At 68.6% G+C, this 8,417-nt stretch carries 12 protein-coding genes and 1 pseudogene; 7 read left to right on the top strand and 6 right to left on the bottom strand.

All coding sequences use genetic code 11. From position 1 onward, the window contains the following. The coding region (locus IEZ17_RS40880) for a hypothetical protein (protein ID WP_189308707.1) at positions 1 to 292 on the bottom strand (292 nt) is incomplete at its 3' end. A 53-nt stretch (positions 293 to 345) separates the two neighbouring features. Beyond that, on the bottom strand, positions 346 to 804 hold the full coding sequence (locus tag IEZ17_RS40875; protein WP_229853117.1) for a serine integrase family protein: 459 nt from the start codon (positions 802 to 804) through the stop codon (positions 346 to 348). Here IEZ17_RS40875 and IEZ17_RS45645 point away from each other — a divergent pair. After that, complete coding sequence (locus IEZ17_RS45645; RefSeq protein ID WP_268249902.1) at positions 703 to 1,065, top strand: helix-turn-helix domain-containing protein; 363 nt, start codon at positions 703 to 705, stop codon at positions 1,063 to 1,065. The genes IEZ17_RS40875 and IEZ17_RS45645 overlap by 102 nt on opposite strands. A 55-nt stretch (positions 1,066 to 1,120) precedes the next feature. Here IEZ17_RS45645 and IEZ17_RS40865 read toward each other — a convergent pair whose 3' ends face one another. After that, on the bottom strand, positions 1,121 to 1,981 hold the full coding sequence (locus tag IEZ17_RS40865) for a helix-turn-helix transcriptional regulator (protein WP_229853118.1): 861 nt from the start codon (positions 1,979 to 1,981) through the stop codon (positions 1,121 to 1,123). A 120-nt stretch (positions 1,982 to 2,101) separates the two neighbouring features. Here IEZ17_RS40865 and IEZ17_RS40860 point away from each other — a divergent pair, with 120 nt between their 5' ends. Further along, on the top strand, positions 2,102 to 2,884 hold the full coding sequence (locus IEZ17_RS40860) for an alpha/beta fold hydrolase (protein ID WP_229853115.1): 783 nt from the start codon (positions 2,102 to 2,104) through the stop codon (positions 2,882 to 2,884). Positions 2,885 to 3,223: 339 nt separating this feature from the next. Here IEZ17_RS40860 and IEZ17_RS40855 read toward each other — a convergent pair whose 3' ends face one another. Continuing rightward, positions 3,224 to 3,802 carry a TetR/AcrR family transcriptional regulator gene (locus IEZ17_RS40855; RefSeq protein ID WP_189308704.1) on the bottom strand — a complete coding sequence of 193 codons (579 nt, stop codon included), beginning with the start codon at positions 3,800 to 3,802 and terminating at the stop codon, positions 3,224 to 3,226. An 88-nt stretch (positions 3,803 to 3,890) separates the two neighbouring features. Between IEZ17_RS40855 and IEZ17_RS40850 the strand changes: the two genes are divergently transcribed. The 5 genes and pseudogenes from IEZ17_RS40850 to IEZ17_RS40835 form a co-directional block, all read left to right on the top strand. After that, the gene (locus IEZ17_RS40850; RefSeq protein ID WP_189308703.1) at positions 3,891 to 4,337 is read left to right on the top strand and encodes an anthrone oxygenase family protein; all 447 of its coding nucleotides are present in this window, start codon (positions 3,891 to 3,893) and stop codon (positions 4,335 to 4,337) included. 158 nt (positions 4,338 to 4,495) lie between these two features. Further along, entirely contained in the window at positions 4,496 to 4,630 is a 135-nt protein-coding gene (locus IEZ17_RS44065; RefSeq protein WP_268249901.1) for a hypothetical protein, read from the top strand. Positions 4,631 to 4,655: 25 nt separating this feature from the next. Further along, the gene (locus IEZ17_RS40845) at positions 4,656 to 5,006 is read left to right on the top strand and encodes an antibiotic biosynthesis monooxygenase family protein (protein WP_189308702.1); all 351 of its coding nucleotides are present in this window, start codon (positions 4,656 to 4,658) and stop codon (positions 5,004 to 5,006) included. Positions 5,007 to 5,137: 131 nt separating this feature from the next. Next, complete coding sequence (locus tag IEZ17_RS40840) at positions 5,138 to 5,524, top strand: VOC family protein (RefSeq protein WP_189308701.1); 387 nt, start codon at positions 5,138 to 5,140, stop codon at positions 5,522 to 5,524. Positions 5,525 to 5,588: 64 nt separating this feature from the next. Further along, positions 5,589 to 5,819 (top strand): annotated as a pseudogene (locus tag IEZ17_RS40835) (transposase); the annotation flags it as partial. 172 nt (positions 5,820 to 5,991) lie between these two features. Here IEZ17_RS40835 and IEZ17_RS40830 read toward each other — a convergent pair. Then, entirely contained in the window at positions 5,992 to 7,056 is a 1,065-nt protein-coding gene (locus tag IEZ17_RS40830; RefSeq protein ID WP_189308700.1) for an NAD(+)/NADH kinase, read from the bottom strand. Positions 7,057 to 7,089: 33 nt separating this feature from the next. After that, positions 7,090 to 7,716 (bottom strand): hypothetical protein, encoded by a 627-nt coding sequence (locus tag IEZ17_RS44325; RefSeq protein WP_189308699.1) that lies wholly within the window; start codon positions 7,714 to 7,716, stop codon positions 7,090 to 7,092. Positions 7,717 to 8,417 lie beyond the last annotated feature (701 nt).

Here is an 8,417-nt window from a genome sequence, read left to right as displayed (position 1 = left end):
GACACTGGTTCTCGTCGTCATGCCGACCATGCTGAGAGGTTGACCCTGCGTCAGGGTCAACCGCCGCGGCTCCTCGCTCGGAGACGAAGGCGGGGACGACCTCCGGGCCTGGGGCCTTCCAGCGGTCTCCGCCGTGGTGGGCGAGGGCCTCGAACAGGTCGGTCCACTGTCTCTCCGTCATCGGGCCGAGGACACAGACGGCAAGGCGGCCGCTGTACCCCTCGACGGTCCGCTCGTTGCTGATGAACCAGCCGGCGGGCTTCAGGTTGATCGGGCGGCTGGTGGCGTCCACGGCCCCGGGGAACAACGGAACAGCGGTTGGCGCTAAGCGATTGATCTTGCTGGCTACTCAGTCTCTGTGGGCTGGAGGACCTGATCCTGGAGGCGCTGCCGGAGGCTTCCTCCGGTGTGAGCGGTTCGTCCGGTCGCCGGAATGCGAACTCGGCGGGGGCGGGGGATGTCGTCGACGTCCTGGAGGTCGGCGAAGTCGGCGCGGGCCGCCGCGACGGCTTCGGGGTACGCCTCCTGCTTCTCGTGCTTGGCGAGCGCGCGGTAGATGCTCGCGACGCTGGGGGCCAGGCCCTTGCGCTTGCCGGTGGGGATGATCAGGTCGGGCTGGATCTGCTCGACCGACTCGCCGTTCGCCCGGCGCCGGAGCACGGTGTGCAGCATGTCGTCGGTGATGACGGGTGGCCGGCCGCCGTGCTTGCCCTTGCGGGCCGCCGCGTCGAGTCCTTCGAGGGTCGACTCCCGGATGTTCTCCCGCTCGGTCTCGCCGAGTTCATCCGCGAGCTCATCGTCCAAGGCACCAACGAGGGCCTGGACTCCGCCCGTGCCCGGGGCGCCCGCCTCGGCCGACCGCCGGCCATGGCTGACGAGCAGGTCCGCCACGTCCGCGATCTGCTCACCCACCCGCAGAACACCGTCACCTTGATCGCCAAGCGGCTCGGCGTGTCCCGCAACACCGTTTTCAAGTACGTCCCGGAGCTGAAGGGCGGCCGCGTCGTACTCGCCGAGGCGACGAGCACTCCCGAACTGCCCCGCCCAACCCAGCCCGTGGAGTGACCGGCGCATCGCCCCAGGTCAGCCCTATCCGTTGTTTTTGCGGCCGATGATGCGACTACCCCTGGGGCGCGAACTGCTCGGTGCCGACGACGCGGAGAAGTTCCAGATGGCTGCTGTCTGGAGTACCCGGCGGTGCGGTGAAGATGAGAAGGCGCTGATCCTCCGTCGGGGTCAGCAAGGCCTCGCAGTCCAGGTCGATGGGTCCGACGGTCGGGTGGATCACGCGCATCCGGCTGGTGCGTCGGACGGCGACCTCATGGAGTTCCCACAGGCAGGTGAACTCCTCGCTGGCGGAGCGGATCCGCTCGACCAGGGCGACCGGGGCCGCACCACCGCCCCGCCGGGCGACGGCGGCCCGTAGGTCGGCGACGTGGACCCGGCTCCAGTGGTCGTGCTCCTCGGTGGGGTACGCCTGCCGGACCGTCAAGTCGGTGAACCAGCGCCACACCACGTTGCGCTCGTCCTCGCGGAGGGAGCAGATGCTGCCGAACAGGGCGGTGGCCATGGCGTTCTGCGCGAGCAGGTCGCCGAGGTCGCTGAGGATCTGAGCCGGGGTGTCCTTGAGCTGGTCGAGGAGGTGGAGCAGTCCGGGCCGGATGTGGTCGCCGGCGTGGCGGTCGGCGGGTGGGCGGTGGCCGGCCAGCAGGTAGAGGTGGTCGCGCGCGTCGTCGGTCAGCCGCAGCGCGCGGGCGAGCGAGGCGAGCATCTGGGTGGACGGTTGCGGGCCGCGTGCCTGCTCCAGGCGGATGTAGTAGTCGGCGGACATCCCGGCGAGCTGTACGACCTCTTCGCGCCGCAGCCCGGGTGTGCGTCGGCGAGGTCCGGCGGGCAGGCCGACGTCATGCGGGCGGAGCCGCTCGCGGGAGCGGCGCAGGAAGTCGGCGAGTTCTCGGCGGTCCATGTTCATGATCACCATCATCCAGCCATCGTCCGCCGCTCATCCAGGGACTGCCGGTCCCAGGCAGAACCATCCTCTCCTCGCTCTGCCCGAGCCGTGGAACTGTCGTGGTGTCAGCAAAGCAACCGAGGAGTGACTGTGCCCATCGCTACCACCCCCACCGCTCGTATCCCCTACCGCGTGGCCGGTGAGGGCCCCAGCCTGCTGCTGGTGCACGGCACCGGCCCGGGCGCCGAGATCAACTGGGGCCACCTGGTCGATCAGTTCACCGACCGCCACTCGGTGCTACTGCCGAACTACTCCGGCAGCGACAGTGCCGAGGACGACGGCGGCGAGCTGAGCGTCGAACAGCTCGCCGAGCAGATCGCCGCGGTGATCGAGCACGCTGGCGGCGAGCCGGTCGACCTGGTCGGCTTCTCGCTCGGCTCGGTGGTCGCCGCCGCAGTCGCGGCGACCCGCCCCGAGCTGGTGCGCAGCCTGGTCCTGGTCGCGCCGTGGCTGCACCGCGACGAGTACATGCGCAACCTGTTCACCGTCTGGCGCCGGATCGGGGACTTCGGCGACGCCGAGGCCTTCGGCCGGTTCGCCGCGGTCACCGGCTTCAGTCGGCCCTTCCTGGACGGTTTCGGCACCGCGGGCGTCGACCAGCTGGCCACCAACATGAGCCTGACCAAGGGCATCCTGCGCCACCTGGACCTGGACCTGCGGGTGGACATCCGCGAGCTGGCCACGCAGATCCAGGCCCGGACGCTGGTCATCGGCGGCATCCAGGACGTCACCGTGCCGGTGGAGCACGCCCGGGCGGTGCACGCGGCCGTTCCCGCCAGCAGCTACGCCGAGGTGGACGCCGGGCATGTCATGGTGATCGAGCGACAGGAGGAGTTCGTGAAGCTGGTCAGGGACTTCATCGGCGGGGGCTGAGAACCAGCGAGACAGTGCTCCAGATCCCCGGCGAAGGACCCGAGGCCGACGACTGCTCCTGAATCGTGAGACCACAGCACAGAGCCTCGACCACGAAGCTCCTCGGCGTCTCCCGCAACACCATCTGCAACTGCGTGCCCGAAACTGAAGGGCGGCGTTGGGTCGCGTATCGGGTCGTGATCAATGAGCATCGCAGCTTTCGGGGCGGGTGCCCGTCTGGGGTACGGGGCCCGGCGGTCTGCGGTTGCGCCGTGTGGGCGCGAGTGACCGGAAGCGATGCCGCAGGCAGGCAGCGGCGGGGCCCGAGGGCCCCGGCTGCGTGCCCGCCGGGACGGTGTGTCAGACGATGGCGAGCCGGTCCACCAGCAGCTTCACCCTCGGCTCGATGTACTCCGGCGGCAGCCGTCCCGCCCGGGTCAGGGTGGCCAATCCGTGCAGGGACGCCCAGAACGTCTCGGTGAACAGTCCCGGGTGGACGCCGTCCCCGGCGACCTCGCCCAGGCTTTCCAGCAGGGCGGCGAAGGCGTCCTTCAGTGGCTCGGGGGTGTCCTCGTTCGCGAACGCCAGGCCGCCGTCGAGCTGGAACAGGGCGTCGTAGACCGCCGGGTTGCGTGCGGCGAAGTCGAGGTAGGCACGGGCGAGGGCGGCGACCCGCTCGCGCGGGCTGTTCGCGCTGGAGGCCGCGGCGCGCACCGCCACGGCCATCTCGGCGGCGCCCTCCAGGGCGACGGCGCCGATGATCTCGCGTTTGCCGCGGAAGTGGCTGTAGAGGACGGGTTGGCTGTATTCGATGCGCTCGGCGAGCCGGCGGGTGGTGACCGCGTCCCAGCCCTGCTGCTCGGCGAGTTCGCGGGCTGTCGCCACGATGAGGCGTTCGCGCTCCGCCCGTTCGCGCTGCTTGCGTTCCTGTACCGACATGATTCGATCCTAGCATCGCTAGACAATCAAGCGGCAGCAGTACTAGCGTTGCTTCATCACCTAGCAACACTAGATGTCAGGGGGCATCATGCTCAGCGCACTCGAGGTCGTCACCACCGTGGTCGTCGGCGTGATGGTGGGGGTGGAGTTCTCCGTCGCCTTCGTCATGAACCGGATCTTCAACGCACTCCCCGAGGACAGTGGCCAACTCGGCCATGCCCACGGGGGCCGGATGCTCGGCGCCGTGATGCCGGTCTGGTACATCGGCTCGCTCGTCCTCGTCGCGGTCTGGGCCATCGCCGGATGGCACCACCACGGCACCGCCCTCGTCGTCACCGCCGGCGCGCTGCTGATCCTCAGCGTGATCATGTCGCTCCTGCTGCTCGTCCCGATCAACAACCGGAACAAGACGTGGACCCCTGACAACCGGCCCGCCGACTGGAAGCAGCAGATGAACCGCTGGGAACGCTTCCACTACGTCCGCGTCGCCGTCATCATCGCCGCCTTCGCCCTGCTGGCCGCCGCCCTCACCTGACCCCGCAGGCTCACCCGCCCCGTCGTCACCCGCAACCGCTCGGCCGTGCCCCCGAAGCGCAGTTCCTCGGCAAGCGTCAGAAAGCCTCCGCCTCCGCGCACTCCAGCAGGGTGCCTCCGGCGCTGAGTACGGCCCAACGACCATACGTCGACGGTGCCTTGTCGAGGCCCACCGGGCGGCAGACCACACGCGGGACCGCCACCTCCATCTACATCTACATCCACGACCCGCACACCAACACCCTCGAACTCCGCTGGCATCCCCAGGACGCGGGCCCCAGCGACACCCACTGACCGATAGCGAGAGGAAGTACCGAAAATGGCCAAGCTGCAGAGTCTCGACCCGCACACGCCGATGTTCGCGCAGTTCAAGGAGAAGACCGGGCCCATCGTCCTGGCCAACACCTTCGTCGTCCCGAAGGAGAGGACCGAAGCGTTCCTGGCCCTCTTTCGGAGGCAGGCCGAGTTCATGAAGGCCCAGCCGGGATTCGTCTCCCTGCAGATGCACAAGGGAACGGCGGACAGTCAACTTCTGATGAACGTCGCGGTCTGGGAGTCGACCGAGGCACTCGCCACGGCGTTCGGCAGCCCGGAGTTCCAGCGCATGGTGGCCGAGTCCCCCGACGACATCGTGTCGTACCCGCACATCTTCGAGCAGATCGACGTATGACACAGCAGCTGTAGCCAGGGGAGGGCAGCCGGAAAAGCCCTGCCTTCCCCCGGGCAGTCACGCATCCACGCACCATGCCGAGGCGCCTAGACCGCCACCACGCGTAGCCCCGTCCCTGAAGAGGAGTCACTATGACCGTGGAACTGAATCACACCATCGTCCCCGCCCGTGACCCGCAAGCCTCGGCGCAGTTCCTGGCCGAGATCCTCGGCCTGAGTGTCGATCCGCCGGTGGCGCACTTCACGCCGGTCACGCTGGCCAACCAGGTCAGCCTGGACTACGACCAGCTGGACGACTTCGAGCCACACCACTACGCGTTCATGCTCGGCGACCAGGAGTTCGACGCCGCCCTCGCCCGCATCCAGCACGGCGGAATCACCCACTACGGCGATCCCGCATGCCAAGAAATTGGGCAGATCTATCACAGCCAGCACACCAAAGGCCGCAGGGGCACCTACTTCCGCGACCCCGACGGACATCTCATGGAACTCCTCACCCGGGGCGGCACCGGGTCGTGAGGCCGATGGCGGCTCAGCGGATCACGGCTTCGCTGGTGGCGGGATCGCGTTCGTAGTCGCGACCGACGCGGTGATGTGCGCGGACGGTCCGGTGACGTCACCGGTCGACCTGACGCTGCTGCCCGAACACCGACGGGGGCACGGCGGGCCGTACGGCGATCTCAACCGGGGCCGCATCGACGTCGACCGGCTGCGTGTGCTGCTGGCCGGGCTGCCACTGCCGCGCTCTCCGGACGGCCGGCTGGTCCTGGCCGTCGACATGTCACCGTGGCTGCGCCCGGACGCGCCGTGCTCACCACCAGACGAGCCGTCAACCCCAGCATCAAGCCTCAGTAGCCCGTGTCTGCTCATGCCTTGCTCACGAGGGGATGGGCGGTGGGCTGTCCAACCTCGGTCCAGTGTGGGGCTCTCTCAGGGGGCGTGGTGCACTTTCGCCGCGGCGCGGCGTCGGGGCCGGGCGAGCGAGGTCAGTCGACATCCGCGGGCATGGGCGGAAGGCGCAGGTGCGCGAGGTCATCGGGGGGTGGGCTGGTGTGGGGCCACATGGGGGTGATGTCGACGTCGGCTGTCGCGGGGGCATCGGTCAGGCGCATGCGCTCACGCAGCCTGCCGTAGAAGTCGGTTGGCCCGAGCCGCACGACGCGCAGGCGCCGCGGAGCCGCGTAGACACCGATCCAGTCCCCTGGATCCAGGACGCCGCGCAACTGCCCGTCGACGCTCACCGCCACGCGGCCGGAATGTCCCAGGACGCGTAGGGCGATGGCTTCGTCGGGTGCGGCGACCACCGAGCGGTTGAACGTCATATGCGGAGCGACAGGGGTGAAGATGATGGCGTCGGCTCTGGGGGAGATGACGGGGCCGCCGGCGGCGAAACTGTAGGCGGTGGATCCGGTGGGGGTGGCGACGAGGACGGCGTCGGCGGAATATGAGGCAAGCAGTCGGCCCGCGAGGTACACACCGAGGGAGACCTGCCGGTCGCGTGCCAGTTTCTCCAGGACGATGTCGTTGAGGGCTGTCACGTTCAGGGCCACTCCCCAGTCGAGGGCGACGGCACACTCGGGGCGCACCGGCGGAGGCGGTAGTGCGGGACCCCGTCCGTAGTGCAGGAGAGCCTCCATACCCTCGGGGAGTTGCAGCGGACAGGACGCCCGCATGGTCAGCATCAGGCGGGTCTCGACGTTCACTTGGCCGCGTTGGATGGCGTCCAGTGCGCACTCGACATCGTCGGCCGGGACCTCGGTGAGGAAGCCGAGGGTGCCCAGGTCGACACCCAGGACAAGCGCGTCGTTCTGTGCGGCCAGGCGTGCCCCGCGGAGGAAGGTGCCGTCTCCTCCGAGCGTGACGATCAGGTCGGGGCTGCCGGCTGCGTCGACCTCCTCCCGCGCATCTCGCCGTTGTTCGTTCTGACTCCACACGTCGATGGCGACGCAGCCGACATCCTGGCGTTCGCACCACCGTCGGACCACGGCGGCGGCCGCCACGGCGCCGGGACGCCCCCCGTGGACGACGACGCCCACCCGTTGCACGCTCACGCAGGGTCCTCTCCATCCGGATGCTCGGATCGCTCACTGCTGTGGGAACACCCGGTCCGAACGGTCGCGGGCTTCGCGTCCCGTCTGGCGACCAGGTGCCAAGAGCACCATGACCGCATGGGACCGACCATGAACGCCCACTCCGTGAGCGGACCGGACCCCGCTCCGATTCACCTTACCGGGCATCAGTGAATCGAAGGTTGATAGCTCATATATGGGGATGTTTGCATTCTCGGGGCATCCTAGCGAGCGCCCCCGGTCTCCATTGGGGCGGCGGCTCACGCCAAGCGGCGCAATTTCCCATTTGGAAACCTGCAATCGTGCTGCGGCCCCCCGCTGGTATTCCTTTCCACCGCGTGTCATCCGCACCGCCCTCATCATCGCCGCCGTCAACGGGCAATCCATGAACGTCGTCCAGAGTGGCCTGCTGGACGCCTGATCACCCGGCCCGCCACCGCCGACCACGGCCGCGCCCGCCCTGCCCACCTCACCGCACAAGGCCGCAAACGCCTGGAAGCTGGCCAGTCCGCCGTGTACGCCATCGAAAAGAGCATGATCGGCACGGTTCCGCAGCAGCGCCTGGCCGCCCTTCTCGATGATCTCGACCGCATAGCGGAAGCCCTGGACGGGTAACCCGCCGACCCGCTGACCCACAATCACAGACAGTCCACAACGGAACCGGCAAGGGCGGCTCTCGTAAACGACCCTTCGCTCGAGCGACGGTGTCACCCGCATCGTGTTCCTCGACGACTTCTCGGACTACGCCGTCCGGGCGTGACCGACCTACGGCTTCGCCCTCGGCCTGATCGGCATTGATGGTGCCAAGGGCGTTTCGGCCACTCTGGGGGATGGGGCGAATCGCTGGCGGACCGCGCACCGGCTGGATGCGACGTGCCTGTTCCGGCTGGTTGTGGAAGCAGCTCTGGTGGGCTCACGGCTGCATGCGGTCGGCGATGAAGGCGTGCCCTCGGCTCATCACGGGGGTTCCGTGGACTGGGCGTAGAACCGTGGAAGCGCACGGAGTTGGCTTTGTCCGGCACGCCGCTGACGCTGCGCAGTGTGTACGAAGAGAGCCGTTGCTTCTGGATCGGATGTCGAAGCAGGGGCAACTGACGTGATCACCATTAGGCGATCGACACAATCGTCTGGAGGCTCCAGAGTGGCCGGCTGCGGGTAGCCTGCCCACCAGTAGGGCAACTGGCGGGGCGTGTATGACCGGCTGCGCTGCATCGCCGCCTCAAGCAGTGGCACTCCTCAATGCAGCGCCGGGACCTGCTACGTGCGTACGCGCCCTCGCCGCGCTCGGCGCTCAAGCCTGAGGTCGTCCCATCTCGTTGTTCATCTTGGCCCGGCTCGTCGCG

This window comes from Streptomyces albospinus (genome assembly GCF_014648695.1).
Lineage (GTDB): Bacteria > Actinomycetota > Actinomycetes > Streptomycetales > Streptomycetaceae > Streptomyces > Streptomyces albospinus.
This window is presented reverse-complemented; position numbering and strand designations above follow the sequence as displayed.